The organism is Actinomycetospora sp. (assembly GCF_036497585.1).
Classification (GTDB): domain Bacteria; phylum Actinomycetota; class Actinomycetes; order Mycobacteriales; family Pseudonocardiaceae; genus Actinomycetospora.
In genome coordinates this window covers 128,078-148,923 of sequence record NZ_DASXJD010000224.1, presented here as the reverse complement: position 1 = coordinate 148,923, position 20,846 = coordinate 128,078, and the positions used below count along the sequence as shown (strand labels likewise).

Annotated in this window: 17 protein-coding genes and 2 pseudogenes; 13 read left to right on the top strand and 6 right to left on the bottom strand. The window is 74.3% G+C overall.

Annotated elements, in window-relative coordinates; all coding sequences use genetic code 11:
• A pseudogene (locus VGH76_RS23815) lies at nt 1-711 on the bottom strand (Fe-S cluster assembly protein SufB); the annotation flags it as partial.
• Nucleotides 708-1,517, bottom strand: coding sequence for a helix-turn-helix transcriptional regulator (locus VGH76_RS23810; protein ID WP_331559233.1), 810 nt, complete (start codon nt 1,515-1,517; stop codon nt 708-710). The pseudogene VGH76_RS23815 and the gene VGH76_RS23810, both read right to left, overlap by 4 nt.
• Before the next feature lie 186 nt (nt 1,518-1,703).
• Between VGH76_RS23810 and mptB the strand changes: the two genes are divergently transcribed.
• The 5 genes from mptB (at nt 1,704) to VGH76_RS23785 (ending at nt 7,155) form a co-directional block, all read left to right on the top strand.
• Complete coding sequence (mptB, locus tag VGH76_RS23805) at nt 1,704-3,344, top strand: polyprenol phosphomannose-dependent alpha 1,6 mannosyltransferase MptB (RefSeq protein ID WP_331559220.1); 1,641 nt, start codon at nt 1,704-1,706, stop codon at nt 3,342-3,344.
• 80 nt (nt 3,345-3,424) lie between these two features.
• The gene (locus tag VGH76_RS23800) at nt 3,425-4,351 is read left to right on the top strand and encodes an ABC transporter ATP-binding protein (protein ID WP_331559219.1); all 927 of its coding nucleotides are present in this window, start codon (nt 3,425-3,427) and stop codon (nt 4,349-4,351) included.
• On the top strand, nt 4,348-5,148 hold the full coding sequence (locus VGH76_RS23795) for an ABC transporter permease (protein WP_331559218.1): 801 nt from the start codon (nt 4,348-4,350) through the stop codon (nt 5,146-5,148). The genes VGH76_RS23800 and VGH76_RS23795 overlap by 4 nt, the downstream gene beginning before the upstream one ends.
• Nucleotides 5,149-5,186: 38 nt before the next feature.
• A complete protein-coding gene (locus tag VGH76_RS23790; protein WP_331559217.1) occupies nt 5,187-6,152 on the top strand; it encodes a COX15/CtaA family protein in 966 nt (321 codons plus the stop codon).
• Between the two features lie 40 nt (nt 6,153-6,192).
• Complete coding sequence (locus VGH76_RS23785) at nt 6,193-7,155, top strand: quinone oxidoreductase (RefSeq protein WP_331559216.1); 963 nt, start codon at nt 6,193-6,195, stop codon at nt 7,153-7,155.
• A 151-nt stretch (nt 7,156-7,306) separates the two neighbouring features.
• Here the strand turns inward: VGH76_RS23785 and VGH76_RS23780 are convergent, their stop codons facing one another.
• Nucleotides 7,307-8,263 carry a heme o synthase gene (locus VGH76_RS23780; RefSeq protein WP_414637795.1) on the bottom strand — a complete coding sequence of 319 codons (957 nt, stop codon included), beginning with the start codon at nt 8,261-8,263 and terminating at the stop codon, nt 7,307-7,309.
• 484 nt (nt 8,264-8,747) lie between these two features.
• Here VGH76_RS23780 and tkt point away from each other — a divergent pair, with 484 nt between their 5' ends.
• The 6 genes from tkt to pgl are packed head-to-tail and all read left to right on the top strand — an operon-like array spanning nt 8,748 to nt 16,991.
• Complete coding sequence (gene tkt / locus VGH76_RS23775; protein ID WP_331559231.1) at nt 8,748-10,826, top strand: transketolase; 2,079 nt, start codon at nt 8,748-8,750, stop codon at nt 10,824-10,826.
• Between the two features lie 29 nt (nt 10,827-10,855).
• Nucleotides 10,856-11,977, top strand: coding sequence for a transaldolase (tal, locus tag VGH76_RS23770; RefSeq protein ID WP_331559215.1), 1,122 nt, complete (start codon nt 10,856-10,858; stop codon nt 11,975-11,977).
• Entirely contained in the window at nt 11,974-13,635 is a 1,662-nt protein-coding gene (locus VGH76_RS23765) for a glucose-6-phosphate isomerase (protein ID WP_331559214.1), read from the top strand. Before tal ends, VGH76_RS23765 begins: the two co-directional genes overlap by 4 nt.
• A 17-nt stretch (nt 13,636-13,652) precedes the next feature.
• Nucleotides 13,653-15,179 carry a glucose-6-phosphate dehydrogenase gene (gene zwf, locus VGH76_RS23760; protein WP_331559230.1) on the top strand — a complete coding sequence of 509 codons (1,527 nt, stop codon included), beginning with the start codon at nt 13,653-13,655 and terminating at the stop codon, nt 15,177-15,179.
• 40 nt (nt 15,180-15,219) lie between these two features.
• On the top strand, nt 15,220-16,173 hold the full coding sequence (locus tag VGH76_RS23755) for a glucose-6-phosphate dehydrogenase assembly protein OpcA (protein WP_331559213.1): 954 nt from the start codon (nt 15,220-15,222) through the stop codon (nt 16,171-16,173).
• Entirely contained in the window at nt 16,170-16,991 is an 822-nt protein-coding gene (pgl, locus tag VGH76_RS23750) for a 6-phosphogluconolactonase (protein WP_331559212.1), read from the top strand. The genes VGH76_RS23755 and pgl overlap by 4 nt, the downstream gene beginning before the upstream one ends.
• A gap of 73 nt (nt 16,992-17,064) precedes the next feature.
• Here pgl and VGH76_RS23745 read toward each other — a convergent pair whose 3' ends face one another.
• Nucleotides 17,065-17,313 (bottom strand): hypothetical protein, encoded by a 249-nt coding sequence (locus VGH76_RS23745; RefSeq protein ID WP_331559210.1) that lies wholly within the window; start codon nt 17,311-17,313, stop codon nt 17,065-17,067.
• Nucleotides 17,314-17,427: 114 nt separating this feature from the next.
• Between VGH76_RS23745 and VGH76_RS23740 the strand changes: the two genes are divergently transcribed.
• Entirely contained in the window at nt 17,428-18,906 is a 1,479-nt protein-coding gene (locus VGH76_RS23740; RefSeq protein ID WP_331559209.1) for a PLP-dependent aminotransferase family protein, read from the top strand.
• Here VGH76_RS23740 and VGH76_RS28065 read toward each other — a convergent pair.
• Nucleotides 18,801-19,121 (bottom strand): annotated as a pseudogene (locus VGH76_RS28065) (acyl-CoA thioesterase/BAAT N-terminal domain-containing protein); the annotation flags it as partial. The gene VGH76_RS23740 and the pseudogene VGH76_RS28065 overlap by 106 nt on opposite strands.
• A 172-nt stretch (nt 19,122-19,293) precedes the next feature.
• Here VGH76_RS28065 and VGH76_RS23735 point away from each other — a divergent pair.
• Nucleotides 19,294-19,470, top strand: coding sequence for a hypothetical protein (locus VGH76_RS23735; protein WP_331559207.1), 177 nt, complete (start codon nt 19,294-19,296; stop codon nt 19,468-19,470).
• Between the two features lie 55 nt (nt 19,471-19,525).
• On the opposite strand, the gene VGH76_RS23730 is transcribed toward VGH76_RS23735, so the two are convergent.
• Complete coding sequence (locus VGH76_RS23730; protein ID WP_331559206.1) at nt 19,526-20,815, bottom strand: TrpB-like pyridoxal phosphate-dependent enzyme; 1,290 nt, start codon at nt 20,813-20,815, stop codon at nt 19,526-19,528.
• Nucleotides 20,816-20,846 lie beyond the last annotated feature (31 nt).

Below are 20,846 nucleotides of genomic sequence, written 5' to 3'. Positions count from 1 at the left end.
CGTCCGCTCGAACTGGCCCATGTTCTCGGTGTTGATCCGGAAGTAGGCCTGCAGCGGGATGTCCACGTGGACGCCCTTGGGCACGTAGATGAACGAGCCGCCGGACCACACCGCGGAGTTCAGCGCGGAGAACTTGTTGTCGCCGGCCGGGATCACCGAGCCGAAGTACTCCTCGAACAGCTCCGGGTGCTCGCGCAGCCCGGTGTCGGTGTCCATGAAGATGACACCCTGCTCCTCGAGGTCCTCCCGGATCTGGTGGTAGACGACCTCGGACTCGTACTGGGCGGCCACGCCGGAGACCAGGCGGCTCTTCTCGGCCTCGGGGATGCCGAGCTTGTCGTAGGTGTCCTTGATGTCGGCGGGCAGGTCGTCCCAGGTGGCGGCCTGCTTCTCCGTCGACCGGACGAAGTACTTGATGTTGTCGAAGTGGATGCCCGACAGGTCGGAGCCCCACTGGGGCATCGGCTTCTTCTCGAACATGCCCAGCGCCTTCAGGCGCAGCTGGAGCATCCAGTCGGGCTCGTCCTTCTTGGCCGAGATGTCACGCACCACGGCCTCGTTGAGCCCGCGCTGGGCGCTGGCGCCCGCGACGTCGCTGTCGTGCCACCCGAACTGGTAGCTGCCCAGGGAGGCGAGGGTCTCCTCCTGGCTGAGCACTTCCTTGCCGGCAGCGTGCTCCTGCGGGGTGGTCCGCTCCGCGGCGGTGGTCATACGACCTGCCTTCCCTTGACGTCGGGCCCCGCACCGGTGGTGACGGCGGGGGTGGTGCCCGTCCGGTCGTCCTGCTCTTCGGCCCCGCGCGACTGCTGTGCCGGGACGTGGGTGGTGCACGCGGCGTCGCCGCGCGCGATGGTGGCGAGCCGCTGCACGTGGGTGCCCAGCAGCTCGGCGAAGACCTCGGCCTCGGCCTCGCACAGCGCCGGGAACTCGGCCGCGACGTCCGCGACCGGGCAGTGGTGCTGGCAGAGCTGCTCGCCGGTGACCCGGGCGTCCAGGCCGTCCTGCGCCCCGGCACCACGGGTGGTCGCGGCGTAGCCCTCGGCGGTGAGCGCGCCGGCCAGCCGGGCCGTCCGCTCGCCGCGGTCGGCCCCCGCCAGCACGTGCTCGCGGTGCTGGCCGACCATGGCCAGCGCCCGGTCCCGCGCGAAGGCCCGCACGGCCTCCTCGCCGGCCGCCTCGCCGAGGCGGCGAAGGGCCGCCACCGCGAGCTGCGCCGAGCCGTGCTCCTCCCGCCCGGCGCGGGCGCGCCCGCTGGCGGTGAGGAGGAACTGCCGCGCCGGACGGCCACGCTTGCGGCCGCCGGGCTGCGGGGCGTCCCGGGTGACGACGCTGCCCTCGGCGACGAGTGCGTCCAGGTGGCGGCGCACGCCTGGGCCCGAGAGCCGCAGGGCCTCGGCCAGACCGGCCGTCGTCGTCGGCCCCTGCTCCAGGAGCAGGCGCACGACGGCGTCGCGGGTCCGCCCGTCCGCCGCGGAACGGGCGTGGTCGGCGTGCGCCGGGTCGTGTTCGCCCACCATCACGTCGTCACCTCCCTCCGCGTCCGCGCATCTCGGGATCCGATCATGAACCCCTACCACGTCTTTTGGCAACACTAGTCTTGCTTATATGGCGGCGCGCGGCAAAGTCAGTGGGTGTGGCCGTGTCGTGGCTCACTCCACCGGGGTCGGCCGGGCCGCGAGGAGCCCCTCGGTATCGTTCCCGGAGTGACGGCCACGGCCCCGACGGCGCCCCGCGAGGAGCCCCCGCCGTCGGGACCCGAGGCGGCCGACGCGGGAGGACCCGGCGAGATCGGCGGGCCCGAGGCGCCGGCCACCCCCGACGAGCGCCGCCGGCTGCGCTTCTGCCGGCGCTTCGGCTTCACCGGGTCGCTGCTCATGGCGGTGGGCGCCCTCGGCTGCGGCGCCACCCCGGCCTCGGCCTACAACCCGCTGCTCGGGATGCGGGTGCTCGGCCTGCCGGCCCGGTTGCCGACGGTCTCGCTCACCCTCGCCTACGTCGGCATGGGGATGGTCGTGCTGGCATGGCTGTGGCTCGGGCGGCTGGCGTGGCCGGGGCGGGTGCGTCTGTCGGTCCGTCAGCTCACCCGGATCCTCGTCATGTGGGCCGCCCCGCTGGCCGTCGCCCCGCCGTTGTTCTCCACCGACGTCTACGGCTACCTCTCGCAGGCCGAGGTCGTCTCCCGCGGCTTCGACCCCTACGTCTACGGGGCCGCCCAGGCGCTGGGGCTCGACGACCCGCTCGTCGCGAGCATCCCGACGATCTGGCGCACGACGCCGTCGCCTTACGGGCCCGGGTTCCTGACCTTCGGGCGGCTGGTCACCGCGATCGCCGGCGACGACATCGTGCTCGGGGTCTACCTGCACCGCGTGCTGGCGCTGGTCGGCATCGGGCTGGTGATCTGGGCGGCGCCGCACCTCGCGCGGCGCGCGGGGGTGGAGCCCATCGCGGCGCTGTGGCTGGCCGTCAGCCCGCTCGTGCTGTTCCACCTGGTCTCCGGCATCCACAACGACGCGATCATGCTCGGCGTCGTCTTCTTCGGCCTCGAGATCGGGTTCCGCCGCTCCTGGTTCCTGGGCGCGCTGATCATCGGGCTGGGCGCGTCCGGGAAGATCCCGGCGATCCTCGCGCTGGCCTTTCTCGCCGCGCACGTCGCCCGAGAGCGCTGCCTCGCGGCCGGACGTGATCCGCGCGGGCGCGACGGCATCGTCGCGCTCGTCGGGTGGGGCGCGCTCGTGACGGTGACCGGCTTCGCCGTCGTCATCGCCGTCTCGGTGCTCTCCGGGCTGGGCTTCGGGTGGATCGCGGCCCTGTCCGTGCCGAACCTGCTGCGCAGCTGGCTGTCGATCACCACCGACCTCGGCGTGCTCGGCGGGCAGATCGGGATCGCGCTGGGCCTCGGCGACCACACCGACGCCGTCCTCTCGCTCACCCGCTCGGCCGGGCTGGGCGTGGCGGCGCTCGTGTGCGCCCTGCTGGTGCTCGCCGTGCTGCGCGGACGGCTGCACCCGGTGGCGGGTGTGGCCTACGGGTTCGGCGCGGTGTTCCTGGCCGGGCCGGTGCTGCACCCCTGGTACCTGCTGTGGCTGATGGTGCCGCTGGCGGCCTCGGTGACCGCGCCGCGCATCCGGGGCGCGGCCGTCGCGATCTGCGCGGCGGTGGCGCTGCTCGTGCCGCCCACCGGCAACGACTTCACGTTCCGGGCCTACCAGCTGCCCATGGCGATCTTCGCCGCGCTGGCGGTCGCGGTCGTGCCGCTGCTCGCCGCGCGCGGCCACATCCCCCGGATCCCGCCCCGCCGCGACCCGTCGCCCGACCCGCCCACGGTCCGCGAGGAGGTCTCCTGAGCGAGCCGCCGTCCGGCCGAACCCGTGCCCCCGAAACCCGCGGACGGCTGTCCGCTCCCGCGCGACCTAGGGTGGGCACCGTGGGGAGTCAGCCGGCCGTCGAGGTCCGTGACCTCGTGGTGCGCTACGGCGCGACGGTCGCGGTCGACGGGTTGGATCTCGATCTGCACCACGGCCGCGTGCTGGCGCTGCTCGGCCCCAACGGCGCGGGCAAGACGACGACGGTGGAGGTCTGCGAGGGCTTCCGGGACCGCACGTCGGGTTCGGTGCGGGTGCTCGGTGTCGACCCGGCCGGTGCCCCGGAGGCGCTGCGGGCCCGGATGGGCGTGATGCCCCAGGGCGGCGGCGCCTACCCGATGGTGCGGGTGCGCGAGATGCTCGATCTCGTCGCGGCCTGCTCGGCGCGGCCGCTGGACACCGGCTGGCTGGTGCGCACCCTGGGGCTCGAGTCGTGCGCCCGGCTGCCCTACAAGCGGCTCTCCGGCGGCCAGCAGCAGCGCCTGAGCCTGGCGTGCGCCGTGGTGGGGCGCCCGGAGCTGGTGTTCCTCGACGAGCCGACCGCGAACCTCGACCCGCAGGGCCGCCACCTGGTGTGGGAGCTGGTCCGCGCGCTGCGCGGCGACGGGGTGGCGGTGCTGCTGACGACGCATCTGATGCAGGAGGCCGAGGCGCTGGCCGACGACGTCGTCATCGTCGACGCCGGCCGGGTGGTGGCGGCCGGCTCCCCCGACGAGCTCACCGCGTCCGGCTCCGAGCAGCGGATGCGCTTCCGGGCCGCGCCGGGGATGGACCTCGGCCTGCTCACCGAGGTCCTCCCCGAGGGCTACGCCGGCTTCGAGGGCCCGCCCGGGCACTACACCGTGCAGGGCGCGATCGACCCGCAGGTGCTCGCCGCGGTCACCGCGTGGTGCGCGCGCCAGGGCGTGCTCGCCGACGACGTGCACGTCGGGCGGCGCAGCCTCGAGGACGTCTTCCTCGACCTGACCGGACGGGAGCTGCGCTCATGAGCCCCCCGCCCACGCCTGCGGGGACGCCGTTCCCGAGCGGCACCTTCACCCCCGACCCCGGCATCGGCTCGCGGGCCCGGATGCTCGCCGTGCACACCCGCACCGAGACCGTGCTGGCGCTGCGCCACTCCGAGCAGCTGCTGCTCACCCTGGTCATCCCGCTGGCGCTGCTGGTCGGGCTGACGCTGCTGCGCGGGCTGGTCGCGCTGCCCGAGCCGCGGGTGGCCGCGGCGCTGGGCACGGTGCTGGCGCTGGCGATGATGTCGACGGGGTTCACCAGCCAGGCGATCGCGCTGGGGTTCGACCGCCGCTACGGCCTGATGCGCCGCCTGGCCGCGACCGCGATCCCCCGCTGGCTGGTGGTCACCGGGCGGCTCGGGGGCATGGCCGCGGTCGTGGTCATCCAGGTGGTCGTGCTCGGCGGGGTCGCGCTGCTGCTCGGGTGGCGCCCCGAGCCGGCCGCGCTGGGCTGGGCGCTGGGGCTGGTGGTCCTCGGGGCCGCGGCGTTCGGGGCCTGCGGGCTGCTGCTGGGCGGGTCGGTGCGCGCCGACCTGGTGCTCGTCATCGCCAACGTCGTCTGGTTCGTGCTGCTGTTCGTGGGCGGGATCGTGGTGCCGGTGGCCCAGCTCCCGGGGCCGCTCGCCGCGGTGGTCGGGCTGCTGCCCAGCGGGGCGCTCGCCGAAGGCCTGCGCACCGTGCTGCTCGGCGGCACCCCCACCGCCGGGCAGGTCCTGGTGCTCGCCGGGTGGACCCTCGTCGCCGGGCTCGCCGCCGCCCGAGCCCTGCGCTGGGACTGACCCGTGGTTCTCCTACCGACTGTCGTAGGCTGGGCCGCGTGACGACACGGTGGTCCACGCCCCCGGTGCTCATGCGGGTGCTCGCGGTGCTGGCCGTCATCGGGCAGGGTGGCATCGCCGTCACCGGCGCTGTGGTGCGCGTGACCGGTTCCGGGCTGGGCTGCCCGACGTGGCCGCAGTGCTTCCCCGGCAGCCTCGTCCCCACCCCGAATCCCGACGTCGCGGCGCTGCACCAGTGGGTGGAGTTCTCCAACCGCCTGCTCGGGATCGCGCTGGTGATCGTCACCGGGCTGTGCGTGATCGCGGCGGTGTTCGTACGGCCGCGACGCCGGCGGCTGATCTGGCTCGCGTGCGCGATGCCGCTCGGGGTCGTGGCGCAGGCGGTGCTGGGCGGGATCACCGTGCTCACCGGGCTGGCCTGGTACACGGTGGCGCCGCACTTCCTGGTGTCCGTGCCGCTGGTGTGGCTCACCGTGCTGCTCGCGCGGGACGCGTGGGCGCTCGGGGTCCCCGGTTCGGGGGTCCGCACGACCACGGTGCCGCGGGCGGTCCGGGGGCTGCTCGCGGTGACCGGGGTGGTGCTCGTCGCGCTGCTCGTGGTCGGGACGCTGGTGACGTCGGCGGGCCCGCACGCCGGGGACTCCTCGACGCCGCGGCTGGCCGCGTTCTCGGTCCCCGACCTGGCGACGGCGCACGCGCACCTGCTCTTCGCGTTCCTGGGCCTGCTCGTGGGGCTCGGGTTCCTGCTGCACGCCGTGGGCGCGCCGCGCCCGGTGGTGGTGCGATTCCGGGTGCTGGTGCTGGTGACGCTCGCGCAGGGCGCCCTCGGCGGTGTGCAGTACGCGCTGGGCGTGCCGGAGGTGCTCGTCGCGCTGCACGTGCTCGGGGCGATGCTGACGGCCGCGGCCACGGCCTGGCTATGGGCCGCGACGACCGCACCGGCGCCGCCCGGGCCGTCGACGGGGGCCGAGGCGGTCGCCGAGCCCGCGCTCTCGGTCCCGTAGGGCATCCTCTCGTCCTGGGGACGAGGGAGAGGGGTCGGCGATGCGAGCCGTCCGGGTGGAGGCCCACGGCGGGCCCGAGGTGCTGGTGCCGGCCGATCTGCCGGACCCGGAGCCGGGCGAGGGCGAGGTCCTGGTCGACCTCGAGGCCGTCGGGGTCAACTACATCGACACCTACGTGCGCAGCGGCATCTACCCGGCGACGCTGCCCACCGTGCCGGGCCTCGAGGGCGCGGGCACGGTCGCCGCGGTCGGACCCGGGGTGTCCGACGTGGCCGTGGGCGACCGGGTGGCCTTCTCCGACGGTCCCGGCGCCTACGCGCAGCGCGCCGTGGTCCCGGCGGCCCGGGTGGTGCCGGTTCCCGACGCGGTGCCGACAGAGCTCGCCGCCGCCTCGCTGCTGCAGGGCATGACCGCGCACTACCTCGTGCACGACACGCACCCGGTCGTGCCCGGCGACGCCGTCCTGGTCCACGCGGGCGCCGGTGGGGTGGGGCTGCTGCTGTGCCGTATGGCCTCCCGGCTCGGCGCGACCGTCATCGCCACGACCTCCGGCGAGGCCAAGGCCGAGCTGGCCCGCGGCGCCGGCGCCCACCACGTGCTGCGCTACGAGGGCTTCGCGGACCGGGCCCGGGAGCTGACCGGGGGCCGGGGCGTGGCGGTCGTCTACGACGGGGTCGGGGCGACGACGTTCGACGGCTCGCTCGCGTCGCTGCGGGTGCGGGGCGTGCTGGCGCTCTACGGGGCGGCGTCGGGGCCGGTGCCGCCGGTCGACCCGCAGCGGCTGAACTCCGGCGGGTCGCTCTACCTGACGCGGCCCTCGCTGGGCTGGCACATCATCACGACGGAGGCGCTGCGGGAGCGGGCGGCCGCGGTGTTCGCGATGGTTGCGGACGGGTCGCTGCCGATCCGCATCGGCGGTCGGTACGCGCTGGACGACGCCGCGCAGGCGCACCGGGACCTGGAGGGGCGCGCCACCACGGGGAAGCTGCTGCTCATCCCCTGAGCCTCGCTCCCGTGCCGACCGAAGGGCACCGTCGGTCGACTAGATCGGCCGTGGGCGCCCCTCGCCGGAACGCCCGGCCAAGCCCTGTTCCGAGCGAAGGTGCCCTTCGGTCGAATAGATCGACCGGAGGCGCCCTTCGCTCGACAGCCCCCTAGAAGGGCCAGCCGAGCGCGGGCCAGCCGAACGCCGAGTCCACCGCCACCGCCACGAACAGGCCCGTGAGGTAGGTGTTCGAGAGGTGGAAGAGCCGCATCGAGTTGACGACCTCGTCGCGGTGGACCGCCCGGTCGAGCCGGTGCGCCGCCACGAGGAACCAGACGCCGCCGACCACCGCGGTCGCCAGGTAGATCCAGGAGGTCGCCGGGACGAGCAGCGCCGACCACGCGACCATCGCCCACGAGTAGAGGACGATCTGGCGGCTCACCCGCTGGGGCGCGGCGACCACCGGGAGCATCGGCACCCCGGCCGCGGCGTACTCGTCGCGGTAGCGCATCGCGAGCGCCCAGAAGTGCGGCGGCGTCCAGAAGAAGATGATCCCGAACAGGACGAGCGCGGGCCAGCCGACCGAGCCCGTGACGGCCGCCCAGCCGATCACCACCGGCATGCAGCCCGCGGCGCCGCCCCACACGATGTTCTGCGAGGTCCGGCGCTTGAGCACCAGGGTGTAGACGACGATGTAGAACGCGATCGCCGCGACCGACAGCCCGGCGGCGACCCAGTTCGCGGTGAGGCCCAGCCACACCGCCGAGCCCGCCCCGAGCACCAGCCCGAACACGAGCGCGTGGGAGCGCGGCACCGCGTCGCGGGCCAGCGGCCGCTTGCGGGTACGGGCCATCTTCGCGTCGATGTCGGCGTCGATGACGCAGTTGAGCGCGTGGGCGCTGGCCGCCGCGGCCGCGCCGCCGAGCAGGACCGCGAGCACGAGCCAGAGCGAGGGCACGGAACGCTGGGCGAGCATCATCGCCGGCACCGTGACCACGAGCAGTTGCTCGATGATCCGGGCCTTGGTCAGCGCCAGGTACGCCCGGACGGTCGCCACGGAACGGGCCCACAGCCCGCCGAGCCTGGTCCGGTCCCCCGACAGCGCCGGACCGACCGCCGTGCTCACCCGATCACCCGGTCCTCTCCCGTGCTCGCCGGTGCCCCGGACCTACCGGGAGCCACCTCCTACACGCTGTCGTCGGTGCAGTCTGCACCCCGCGCGTCGGTCCCGCTCGCCCGACCCCCGGCGGCCCGGCGGTGGTGCGGGCCGGCTCACACGCCGGTGACGCCGTGGCCCGGAGGAGCGAGCGCTGAATCATAGGCGCGCGTGTCCGCGCCCGCGGGAACGGGTAGACGCCAGGCGGCGTCCGACGGTGCACCCAGGTGTCACCTCGGCGTGGGACGATGGTCCCGACGGGAGTTCGGGATCGATCCAGCCGGGGCGCCGGCAGGCCTCACCCCGATCGGCCCGCCGGTGGGTCCGAGGGAATCCGAGGGAACCGGAGCCGCGGGCGCCGCGCCGCGGCTCACGACGCGAGAGCAGGGAGAGCACGTTCGTGACCACGACCGACGTGGACAGCACCCGTCCGGCGAGTGAATCGCCCGACGAGATCGCCGCCCTCACCACCCCGCACCGTCCCGACGACTGGTCGGACATCGACCAGCGCACGGTCGACACCATCCGCGTGCTCGCCGCGGACGCGGTGCAGAAGGCCGGCAACGGCCACCCCGGCACCGCGATGTCGCTCGCACCGCTGGCATACACGCTGTTCCAGCACACCATGCGGCACGACCCCTCCGACGCCGACTGGCCCGGCCGTGACCGGTTCATCCTCTCGGCGGGACACTCGAGCCTCACGCTCTACATCCAGCTCTTCCTCGCCGGCTACGGCCTGGAGATGGAGGACCTCGAGCAGCTGCGCCAGTGGGGCTCGCTGACCCCGGGCCACCCGGAGTTCCAGCACACCACCGGCGTCGAGATGACCACCGGGCCGCTCGGCCAGGGCCTGGCGTCGTCGGTCGGGATGGCGATGGCCGCCCGGCGCGAGCGGGGCCTGTGGGACCCGGACGCCGCGCCGGGCGAGAGCCCCTTCGACCACTTCATCTACGTCATCGCCTCGGACGGCGACATCGAGGAGGGCGTGACCGCGGAGGCGAGCTCGATCGCCGGCCGCCAGCAGCTCGGCAACCTCATCGTCTTCTACGACGACAACCACATCTCGATCGAGGACGACACCACGGTGGCGCTCTCCGAGGACGTCGTCGGCCGTTACGAGGCCTACGGCTGGCACACCCAGGTGGTGCGCGGCGGAGAGAACGTGGTCGGCATCCGGGGGGCCATCGAGAACGCCCAGGCGGTGACCGACCGGCCCAGCTTCATCGCGCTGCGCACCGTCATCGGCTATCCGGCGCCGGACAAGATGAACACGGGCTCGGCGCACGGCGCGGCGCTGGGCGACGACGAGGTCGCGGCGGTCAAGAAGATCCTCGGGTTCGACCCCGACAAGTCCTTCCAGATCTCCGACGAGGTCCTCGCGCACGCCCGCAAGGTCAAGGACCGTGGCCGCGAGGCCCACGAGGCCTGGAACAAGCAGTTCGACGACTGGGCGTCGGCCAACCCGCAGCGCCGGGAGCTCTTCGACCGCATGGCCAAGCGCGAGCTGCCGGCGGGGTGGGCCGACAGCCTCCCGGTCTGGAAGACCGACGACGACGCCCTCGCCACCCGCAAGGCGCTGCAGAAGATCCTCGGCGCGGTCGGCCCGGTGCTCCCCGAGCTCTGGGGCGGCTCGGCCGACCTCGCCGAGAGCAACAACACGACGATCCCGGACTCGCCGTCGTTCGGACCCGCCACGGTGAAGACCGAGATGTGGGGCCAGATGAGCCCCTACGGCCGCGTCCTGCACTTCGGGGTCCGCGAGCACGCCATGGGGTCGATCCTCAACGGCATCACGCTGCACGGCGGCACCCGGGTCTTCGGCGGGACCTTCCTCATCTTCTCCGACTACATGCGCCCGCCGGTCCGCCTCGCGGCGCTGATGAACCTGCCGCCCATCTACGTCTGGACCCACGACTCGATCGGCCTCGGCGAGGACGGGCCGACCCACCAGCCGATCGAGCAGCTCGCGAGCCTGCGCGCCGTCCCGCGGATGTCGGTGGTGCGCCCGGCCGACCCGAACGAGACCGCCCACGCGTTCAAGGCCGTCCTCGAGAACCCGACCGGCCCCGCGGGCCTCGCGCTCACCCGCCAGAACGTCCCGGTGCTCGAAGGCACCTCGGCCGAGGGCGTCGCCCGCGGCGGCTACGTGCTCGCGGACGCGAGCGGCGGCGCCCCGCAGGTGGTCATCATGGCCACCGGCTCCGAGGTGCAGCTCGCGGTGGAGGCCCGGAAGACCCTCGAGGGCGACGGCGTCCCCACCCGGGTCGTCTCCATGCCCTGCCTCGACTGGTTCGAGGACCAGGACGAGGAGTACCGCGAGAGCGTGCTGCCCTCCGACGTCACCGCCCGCGTCTCCGTCGAGGCCGGCATCGCCCAGCCCTGGTTCCGCCACCTCGGCACCGTCGGCGAGCCCGTCTCCATCGAGCACTTCGGCGCGAGCGCGAACTACAAGACCCTGTTCGAGAAGTTCGGCTTCACGGCCGAGGCCGTCGTGGACGCCGCGCGCCGCACGCTGGCCCGCGGGTCGTCCTGACCCCGCCACCCACCTCCCTGGAGGACACCATGAGCTCAACCCCCCTCGCCGACCTCTCCGCGGCCGGCGTCTCCATCTGGCTCGACGACCTCTCCCGGCAGCGCATCGAGAGCGGAAACCTGCGCTCGCTGATCGAGCAGAAGCACGTCGTCGGGGTCACCTCCAACCCGTCGATCTTCCAGTCCGCGCTCTCGCACGCCGACCACTACGCCGAGCAGCTCGACGACCTGGCCCGCCGCGGCGCCTCCGTCGACGACGCCGTCCGCGAGATCACCACCGACGACGTCCGGCGCGCCTCCGACGTGTTCCGCGGGGTCTGGACCGAGACCGGCGGCAAGGACGGCCGGGTCTCGCTCGAGGTCGACCCGCGCAACGCCCACGAGACGGACGCCACGGTCGACGAGGCCGTCGACCTCTGGAAGACCGTCGACCGCCCCAACCTCATGATCAAGATCCCGGCCACGCCCGAGGGCATCCCGGCGATCACGCGGACCCTCGCCGAGGGCATCAGTGTCAACGTCACGCTGATCTTCTCGGTCGACCGCTACCGCGCCGTCATGGACGCCTTCCTGGCCGGGATGGAGCAGGCCAAGGCCAACGGCCACGACCTGTCCTCGATGGCCTCGGTCGCCTCGTTCTTCGTCTCCCGGGTCGACTCCGAGGTCGACAAGCGGCTGGAGGACATCGGCACCGACGCGGCGCTCGCGCTGCGCGGCACGGCCGCGATCGCGAACGCCCGGCTCGCCTACCAGGCCTACCTCGACTTCTTCGGCACCGAGCGCTGGGCGACGCTGCAGGGCGCCGGCGCGCAGGCACAGCGGCCGCTGTGGGCCTCGACCGGGGTGAAGAACAAGGCCTACCCGGACACGCTGTACGTCACCGAGCTGGTCGCCCCGAACACCGTCAACACCATGCCCGAGGCCACCCTCGACGCGTTCGCCGACCACGGCGAACTGCACGGGGACGCGGTGTCGGGCACGGCGGACGCCGCGGCCGAGGTCTTCGCCGCGCTCTCCGAGGTCGGCATCGACGTCGACGACGTCTACCAGGTCCTCGAGGACGAGGGCGTCCAGAAGTTCGACGACGCCTGGAAGGGCCTCCTCGAGACCATCTCCGAGCAGCTGACGCGCCGCAGTCCGGAGCAGTCGTGAGCGCCGCTTCGGGTGGGCCGGGGGTCGCGGTCTCGCTGGTCGACCCCCAGCTCGCCGACGCGGCCGCCGCCGGCGTCGAGAAGCTCGTCGGGGACGGCGTCGCGTCGGCCCTGGCACGCAAGGACGCAACGCTGTGGGGGCCGGACGCCCAGAGCGAGGCGTCGAAGCGCCTGGGCTGGGTGTCGCTGCACGAGTCGTCGCGCCCGCTGGTGGAGCGGCTCACCGCGCTGCGGGGTGACCTGCACGCCGAGGGCGTCGACCGGGTGGTCCTCGCCGGCATGGGCGGCTCGTCGCTCGCGCCGGAGGTCATCTGCCACACCCGCTCGGGGTCGGCCGTGGGCGGCGCGCACCCGATCACGGTGCTCGACACCACCGACCCCGGCCAGGTCTCCGACGCGCTCGCCGGGGACCTCTCCCGGACGGTGCTGGTGGTCAGCTCGAAGTCCGGCGGCACCGTCGAGACCGACAGCCATCGCCGCACGTTCGCCCAGGTCTTCGCGGCCAACGGGATCGACGCGGCGAGCCGGATGGTCGTCGTGACCGACCCGGGCACGAAGCTCGAGGAGCTGGCCACCGAGCAGGGCTACCGCACCACGGTCGAGGCCGACCCCGAGGTGGGCGGGCGCTACTCCGCGCTCACCGCGTTCGGCCTCGTCCCCTCTGCCCTTGCCGGCGTCGACGTCGGAGCGCTGCTCGACGAGGCCGCCGCGGCGGCGCCGGCCCTACAGGCCGACAGCTCCGACAACCCGGCGATCCTGCTCGGCGCGGCCCTGGCCGCCGCGCACAATGCGGGCGCCGAGAAGGTCGTGCTCACCGACTCGGGCTCCGGGCTCATCGGCTTCGGCGACTGGGCCGAGCAGCTCATCGCCGAGTCGACCGGGAAGCAGGGCCTCGGTCTGCTCCCGGTGGTCGTCGAGTCGCCCGAGGCCCCGGGCTTCGCCGACCACGGCAGCGACGCGACCGTCGTGACCATCGGACCCGCCGTCGGGAACGCCCAGATCGCGGCCGAGGGCACACTCGGCGGCCAGTTCCTGCTCTGGGAGACCGCAATCGCGCTCGCCGGGCGGCTGATCGGGATCAACCCGTTCGACCAGCCCGACGTCGAGTCGGCCAAGCAGGCCACGCGCGACCTCCTCGCCGCGGCGGGTTCGGGCTCCGGCCCGGCGCAGGACGAGGCCCCGGTGCTCGTCGACGGACCCGTCGAGGTCCGTGGCGGCCCGTGGCTCGGGTCGCCGCGCTCGCTGCGCGACGCGGTCCAGGCGCTGGTGGACGCCGCGCCGGACCACGGGTACGTCGCGGTGCAGGCCTACCTCAACCGGCTCGACGACGCCTCGGCCAGCGTCCTGCGCGCCGAGATCGCGGGACGCACGGGCCTGCAGACCACCTTCGGGTGGGGCCCGCGCTTCCTGCACTCCACCGGCCAGTACCACAAGGGCGGCCACCAGAACGGCGTGTTCCTGCAGATCACGGGCTCGGTGGCCGACGACCTCGCCATCCCCGACCAGCCCTTCACCTTCGGCCAGCTCCAGCACGCCCAGGCGGCGGGCGACGCCCAGGTCCTCGCCGACCACGGCCGACCCGTGCTGCGGCTGTACCTGGCCGACCGGGCCGCCGGGCTGGTCGCCCTCGCGAACGCCGTCTCGGAGGTGACGCGGTGAGCCGTGACGGCTCCCCGATGCAGACCTGGAGCAATCCCCTGCGCGACGCGCGGGACAAGCGCCTGCCGCGCATCGCCGGCCCGAGCGGGCTCGTGCTGTTCGGTGTGACCGGCGACCTCGCGCGCAAGAAGCTCATGCCGGCGATCTACGACCTGGCCAACCGGGGCCTGCTGCCGCCGGGCTTCGCGCTCGTCGGGTTCGCCCGGCGGAACTGGGCCGACGAGGACTTCGCCGACGTCGTGCACGACGCGGTCCGCGAGCATGCCCGCACGCCGTTCCGCTCCGAGGTGTGGGACCGGCTCGCCGAGGGCCTGCGCTTCGTGCAGGGCACCTTCGACGACGACGACGCGTTCGACCGGCTGGCGGCGACCGTCGCCGAGCTGGACGCCGAGCGCGGCACCAACGGCAACCACGCGTTCTACCTGTCGATCCCCCCGGACGCGTTCCCGACCGTGTGCAAGCAGCTCTCCCGGTCGGGCCTCGCGGACTCCACCGAGGACGCCTGGCGCCGGGTGGTCATCGAGAAGCCCTTCGGGCACGACCTCGCCTCCGCGCAGGAGCTCAACGGCATCGTCAACGACGTCTTCCCCGAGGAGTCGGTGTTCCGCATCGACCACTACCTCGGCAAGGAGACGGTGCAGAACCTGCTGGCGCTGCGCTTCGCCAACGAGCTGTTCGAGCCGATCTGGAACTCCCACCACGTCGACCACGTGCAGATCACGATGGCCGAGGACATCGGGGTGGGCGGCCGCGCCGGCTACTACGACGGGATCGGCGCCGCCCGCGACGTCATCCAGAACCACCTGCTGCAGCTGCTCGCGCTCACCGCGATGGAGGAGCCGCTGTCGTTCTCCCCGCACGACCTGCGCGAGGAGAAGATCAAGGTGCTGTCGGCGACGAAGCTCGCCGAGCCGTTGGACGAGACCACCGCCCGTGGGCAGTACGCCGCCGGGTGGCAGGGCTCCTCGGAGGTCAAGGGCCTGCAGCAGGAGGACGGGTTCCCGTCGGACTCGGTGACCGAGACCTACGCGGCGATCACCTGTCAGGTCGACACCCGCCGCTGGGCCGGGGTGCCGTTCTACCTGCGCACCGGCAAGCGGCTCGGGCGCCGGGTCACCGAGATCGCGGTGGTGTTCAAGCGGGCCCCGCACCTGCCGTTCGACCAGACGATGACCGAGGAACTCGGGCAGAACGCCCTGGTGGTGCGCGTGCAGCCCGACGAGGGCGTGACGCTGCGGTTCGGCTCCAAGGTCCCCGGGTCGGGCATGGAGGTCCGCGACGTCACCATGGACTTCGGGTACGGCACCGCGTTCACCGAGGCCTCCCCCGAGGCCTACGAGCGCCTGCTGCTCGACGTCCTGCTGGGCGAGCCGTCGCTCTTCCCCACCAACACCGAGGTCGAGCTGTCCTGGCGGATCCTCGACCCGGTGATCGAGAAGTGGCATCGCGAGGGCTCCCCCGACGCCTACGCGGCGGGCACATGGGGGCCCAAGTCGGCCGACGAACTGCTCTCGCGCACCGGCCGTGTCTGGAGGCGTCCGTAATGGAGGACTTCGCGAAGCGGAGCTCGACCCGGAGGGGCCGATGATCGTCGACCTGCCCTCGACCGACACGTCCGCGGTCAACCGGAAGATGGTGGAGCTGCGCGAGAGCGCGGGGGCGGTCGCCCTCGGCCGGGTGCTCACCCTCGTGATCTCCACCGAGGACGGCCCGGGCGCCGAGAGCGCCATCCAGGCCGCCAACGATGCCTCTCGCGAGCACCCGTGCCGCGTGCTGGTGCTCGCCCGCGGCCTGCGCCGGGCCGCGTCGCGGCTCGACGCCCAGATCCGCATCGGCGGTGACGCCGGCGCGAGCGAGGTCATCGTGCTGCGGATGTACGGGCCGCTCGCTGACCAGGGGGGCAGCATCATCGTCCCGCTGCTGCTCCCGGACGCTCCGATCGTCACGTGGTGGCCCGGCGAGCCGCCCGCGGCCCCGGCCGAGGACCCGATCGGTTCGGTCGCCGGGCGGCGGATCACCGACGTGTCCACCACACGCTCGCCGTCGAAGACGCTCGCCAAGATCGGCGGGAACTACCGCGCGGGCGATACCGACCTCGCCTGGAGCCGCATCACCTCCTGGCGGGCCCTGCTCACCTCAGCGCTCGACGAGCCGCCCCACGAGCGCGTCACCCGCGTCGAGGTGTCCGGCGAGGCCGACTCCGCGTCCCCGGACCTGCTCGCGGGCTGGCTCTCGTCGCGGCTCGGGGTCCCGGTGGACCGCACGACCGCGGAGGTCCCCGGCGGGCACGTCGGGGCGGTCCGGCTCGAGCGCCCCTCGGGCACCGTCGAACTGCGCCGCCTCGACTCGAAGACCGCGCGGCTCACCCAGCCCGGCCAGCCGACCCGGCGCGTGGCCCTGCCCCGACGCACGGTGCGGGAGTGCCTCGCCGAGGAGCTGCGCCGTCTCGACCCCGACGAGATCTTCCAGGAGGCCCTGGAGAACGTGCCGCGATCGGGCGGCAGGCGGTCGTCGTCGCGTGCGAAGGTGAAGGCATGAGCGTCGGGCGACGGGTCGTCGCGGGCCGCGAGGTGATCGTGCACGACGACGAGCAGGCGGTGGCCGACGACGGCGCGGCGCGGCTGCTGGCGGCGCTGGCCGCGGCGCAGTCCGCCCGCGGTGTCGCCTCGGTGGTGCTGACCGGCGGCGGCCTGGGCATCGCGATGCTGCGTTCTGTGGCGGCCTCGCCCGAGCGGGACTCGGTGGACTGGTCGGCCGTCGAGGTGTTCTGGGGCGACGAGCGCTTCGTGCCGGCCGGGGACCCCGAGCGGAACGACGTGCAGGCCCGCGAGGCGCTGCTCGACGCGCTGCCTCTCGACCCCGGGCGGGTGCACCCGATGGCCTCCTCGACGCCGGGCCACGCGGCGCTGGCCGACGGCGACGTCGAGCTGCACGGCACCGCCGACCCCGACCAGGGCGCCGAGGCCTACGCCCAGGAGCTGGCGGCGGCGTCCGCGCGGCTCGGCGAGGCGCCCGGGGTGCCCGGCGTCCCGGCGTTCGACATCCTGCTCGCCGGCTGTGGGCCGGAGGGCCACACGCTGTCGGTGTTCCCCCACTCCCCCGCCGCGCACGCCACCGCGGCCGGGGTCGTCGCGGTCCGGGACTGCCCGAAGCCGCCGCCGACCCGGATCTCGCTGACCCTCGCCGCGTCCCGCGCCGCCCGCGAGGTTTGGCTCGCCGCGGCCGGCTCGAGCAAGGCGGAGGCGCTGGGCCGCGCCGCGCACGGGGCGGACGAGGTGGAGATCCCGGTCGCCGGGCTCGCCGGGAGCGAGCGCACGCTGTGGCTCCTCGACCGGGAGGCCGCGGCGCAGATCTAGGTGCGCCGGCGGCCGAGTGGACCGCCAGGGCCGCGGCGCCAGCCGTGGGAGTCCATTCGGCGGGCCGGCCACCTCAGACGTGCTCGCGCTCCCACGGCCGCAGCGAGCGGTCGTGGCTCTCCCACGCCCGAGGATGGGCGGCCACGCGGCGGGCGAGCCCCGCGAGCAGGGCGAGGTCGCCGGCCGGGGTGTGCGCGTACTGCGGGCCCCGTGGCCGGGCGGGATCGCGCGGATCGTGGCCGTTGTCGAAGCGGGTGTCGGCGCCGTAGCGCCCGACCGCGAGGACGGCGAGCACGACGAGGGCGCCGAGAACGGTCAACATGGCGGTCTCCTCCGGTGGCAGGTCCAGCGTCTACAGTGGCTCCTAGTGGCAGGTGGTGGCAGCGCCAATCCTCGCCAGGTGGCAGGCGCAGTGGCAGAAGTGGCAGGTACCGCGATGGAGCAGCAGCTCAACGGCTCGGCGTTCGTGCGGCACCTCGGCGACCTCGCCGGCGACGGCCGGGCGGGGTACGCGGCGCTGGCCGACCGGGTACGCACGCTGCTCTCCGACGGCAGGCTCGCCGTCGGGACCCGTGTCCCCAGCGAGCGCGAGCTCGCGGCGGCGCTGGGGATCGGGCGGGGCACCGTCGCCGCGGCGTACGACGACCTGCGCGGCAGCGGGCACCTGGCCCGACGCCGCGGCTCGGGGACCTGGACGACGCTGCCGAGCGAGGGCTCGTCGTCGACGCCCGTGGTGCCGTTCGCCCCGACCAGTGCGGCGGGGCCCTCCGGGATCGCGCCGGACGTCATCGACCTCGCCCACGCCGCGCCCGCCGCGCCCGCCGAGGCGATGGCGCGGGCCGGGCGGGAGGCGCTCGCCGAGCTGCCCGGCCACCTCGTCGGCCCGGGGTACGACCTGCTGGGGCTGCCCGTCCTGCGAGGCCTCGTCGCGGACCGCCTCACCGCCCAGGGCCTGCCCACCGCCCCCGACGAGGTCATGGTGACCGCGGGCTCCCAGCACGCCCACGCGCTCGTCGTGCGCGCGCTCGTCCGCCCCGGGGACCGGGTGCTGCTCGAGCAGCCGACCTACCCGAACGCGATCGACCTCGTCCGGCACGTCTCCGCCCGCCCGGTGCCGATGGCGCTCGACCGCGACGCCGTCGGGCGGGCCCGGTGGGACGTCGCGGCGTTCGCCGCCGGCCTGCGGGCGTCGGCGCCGGCGCTGGCCTACCTCGTCCCGGATCACCACAACCCCACCGGCGGGGTCATGGACGCCGCGGCCCGGGAGGGCGTGGTCGCCGCCGCCCGCCGTCACGGGGTCCCGTTGGTCGTGGACGACTGCCTGCGCGACCTCTGGCTCACCGAGCCCGTGCCACCGCCGCTCGGGGCGTGGGCGACGATGCCCGGCGAGGCCCCGGTGCTCACCCTCGGGTCGCTGTCGAAGTCAGTGTGGGGCGGCGTGCGGATCGGCTGGCTGCGCGGGCCGCGGGCGGTGCTGCGCCGGGTGGCCACCAGCCGGGCGTCCGACGACATCGCCTCGCCGGTGCTCGAGCAGCTCGTCGCGGCCGCCCTGCTGCGGGGGATCGACGACCTGCTGCCCGAGCGCCGGGCGACCATGGCGGCGCGGCGCGACCACCTGCTCGGCGCGCTCGCCCGGACACTCCCGGAGTGGACGGCGCCGCGTCCGAGCGGTGGGCTGAGCCTGTGGGTCGACCTCGGCGCGCCCCGTTCGAGCGTGCTGGTCGAGGCGGCCGCCCGGCAGGGACTGCACCTGGCGGCCGGCCCGCGCTTCGGCACCGGCGGCGCGTTCGAGGGGTTCCTGCGGGTGCCCTACACCCATCCCGTCGACGTGCTCGACGACGCCGTGGTCCGGCTCGCGGCCGCGTGGCGGACCGTCGACGCCGGGTCGCCCGCGATGCTCTCCCCGGTGGTCTGACCGGGACCCGCGTGCACTGTCACCAGCCACGCCTCGGCGGGGGGCACGAACAGGTCGGGCACCGCGTCCGGTTCGGCGAAGCGCATCGCCCAGAGCGGCGCGGTGGGATCGGCCGTGGCCCAGTTCCCGGCCGTGGGGACGGTGGTCGCGGCGTCGACGGTGCCGTCGGCCTCGGCGACGAGGTCCGCCGCGGCCCGCCACCGCCGTCCGGAGAGGTCGGCGGATCGTCGCGTCGCCGTCGAGGACCGGCGGCACGGCCGAGACGACTGTCATCCCGGCGAAGGCCCCGACCCACAGCCACGTCATCGCGGTCGCGACCACGCGGAACCCGTCGGACCGGGCGGTGGCCTCGTCCACCGACGCCACGGCGTAGTCCCGGACGAAGGGGTGTCCGGCCAGCACCCCGACGAGCGCGACGCGCAGCAGCCCGGCGTTGCCCATCGGCTGCAGCCACTGCGCGAGCAGCGCGTCGGGCACGACGAAGGCCGCCGCGGCGAGCAGGACGAAGACCCCGGCGTTGCCGAGGTCGAACGCGGTGGGCCGGGTGCCCCCGGGCGGCGGTGACGGCGACCCCGAGGAGCGTCACGGCGAGCGCCGCAGCACGCACCCCGACGAGGGGTCAGGGCTCCTCGGGCAGGGAGCCTGCGAGGTGGTCCTCGTACGCGGACAGGTCGAGCAGCCCGTGCCCGCAGTAGTTGAAGAGGATCACCCGCTCCTCGCCCTTCGCGGTCGCGTCGTTGGCCTCGGCGATGACCGACGCGATCCCGTGGCCCGCCTCGGGTGCGGGGAGCTTGCCCTCGACGCGCGCGAACAGCACGTTGGCCTCGAAGACCGTGCGCTGCCGGTGGGCCACCGCCTCCATCCGGCCCTCGTGGACCAGCTTGGAGATGATCGGCGAGTCGCCGTGGTAGCGCAGCCCGCCGGCGTGGATGCCGGGCGGCATGAAGTCGTGGCCCAGCGTGTACATGTTCATCAGCGGGGTGAGCCCGGCGGTGTCGCCGAAGTCGTACTCGTAGGTGCCCTGCGTCAGCGTCGGGCACGACGCCGGCTCGGCCGCGAGCAGCCGCACCGTCGGGTCCGGGAGGAAGGGCAGCGCGATCCCGCCCAGGTTCGAGCCGCCGCCGCAGGGTGCGATGACGACGTCGGGGCGGGTCTCCCCGGCCTGCGCGAGCTGCTGCTGGGCCTCGAGCCCGATGACGGTCTGGTGCAGCAGCACGTGGTTGAGCACGGAGCCGAGGGCGTAGTGCGTGTCGTCGCGCCCGCCCGCGTCGCGCACGGCGTCCGAGATCGCCGCCCCGAGCGAGCCGGCGTTGTCGGGGTCGTCGATCGGGGACGGGACGACGCTGGCGCCCCACGTCTCCATGATCACCTTGCGGTAGGGCTTCTGCTCGAAGCTCTTGCGCACCATGTAGACCGCGCACTCGAGGTCGTACTGGGCGCACGCGAACGCCAGCGCGGTGCCCCACTGCCCGGCGCCGGTCTCCGTCGACAGCCGTCGGATCCCCTCGCGGGCGTTGTAGAACGCCTGCGGCACCGCCGAGTTCGGCTTGTGCGATCCGGCGGGCGAGACCGACTCGTCCTTGAAGTAGATCCTGGCCGTGGTCTGCAGCGCCGCCTCGAGCCGGCGGGCGCGGATCAGCGGCGTGGGCCGCCACAGGCGCAGGACGTCGAGGACCTCGCCAGGGATGTCGATCCACGGGTCCGCCGACATCTCCTGGCCGATGAGCTCGGCCGCGAAGAGTGGCGCGAGGTCGTCGGGACCCACGGGCTCGCGCGTCGCCGGGTGCAACGGCGGGTCGAGCGGGCTCGTGAGGTGCGGAGCGACGTTGAACCAGGCGGTCGGGATCTCGGCCTGGCTCAGGGAGAAGCGGGTGTCGGCGGTTCCCCGCGGATCGGTCGGTGCGGCCACGGGCGACACCTTGTCACCTGCGACGGCGGCC

Coding starts and splice junctions, on each gene's coding strand:
- VGH76_RS23810 (WP_331559233.1), bottom strand. CDS start 1,517: ATGGTGGGCGAACACGACCCGGCGCACGCCGACCACGCCCGTTCCGCG.
- VGH76_RS23795 (WP_331559218.1), top strand. CDS start 4,348: ATGAGCCCCCCGCCCACGCCTGCGGGGACGCCGTTCCCGAGCGGCACC.
- VGH76_RS23785 (WP_331559216.1), top strand. CDS start 6,193: ATGCGAGCCGTCCGGGTGGAGGCCCACGGCGGGCCCGAGGTGCTGGTG.
- tal (WP_331559215.1), top strand. CDS start 10,856: ATGAGCTCAACCCCCCTCGCCGACCTCTCCGCGGCCGGCGTCTCCATC.
- zwf (WP_331559230.1), top strand. CDS start 13,653: ATGCAGACCTGGAGCAATCCCCTGCGCGACGCGCGGGACAAGCGCCTG.
- VGH76_RS23755 (WP_331559213.1), top strand. CDS start 15,220: ATGATCGTCGACCTGCCCTCGACCGACACGTCCGCGGTCAACCGGAAG.
- pgl (WP_331559212.1), top strand. CDS start 16,170: ATGAGCGTCGGGCGACGGGTCGTCGCGGGCCGCGAGGTGATCGTGCAC.
- VGH76_RS23745 (WP_331559210.1), bottom strand. CDS start 17,313: ATGTTGACCGTTCTCGGCGCCCTCGTCGTGCTCGCCGTCCTCGCGGTC.
- VGH76_RS23740 (WP_331559209.1), top strand. CDS start 17,428: ATGGAGCAGCAGCTCAACGGCTCGGCGTTCGTGCGGCACCTCGGCGAC.